At 60.6% G+C, this 277-nt stretch carries 1 pseudogene; it reads right to left on the bottom strand.

Features of this window, described 5'->3' with window-relative positions:
• Positions 1–277 (bottom strand): annotated as a pseudogene (locus AC0IYH_RS31360) (hypothetical protein); the annotation flags it as partial.

The following is a 277-nucleotide window of genomic DNA, read 5'->3' as shown; positions in this document are numbered from 1 at the left end:
TCCAGAAATTCCGCCACCCTGTTGCGGTTTTCTCCCGCAATTTGTTTGGCTGCGATGCCCCAATCCGTTGTGCCTGCTTTTGCGTGTTCAAGGATCAGGCAACCACGCCGCTGCGGACTAGTGGTATAAGCGTGCGCCGCAGCTCGCAGCATGTCGCCAAGCGCCGCCATCGGCGCTGCACCCGGCATCAGGAAGCGGTCCAGCGGCACCACGGTGGCCGAGTAGAGCCTTAGGCTCTCTTTGAAGAATGCGGCCTTGCTGCCGAACGCTGCATAGA

The organism is Pseudomonas sp. AC463, from assembly GCF_979253585.1.
This window is presented reverse-complemented; position numbering and strand designations above follow the sequence as displayed.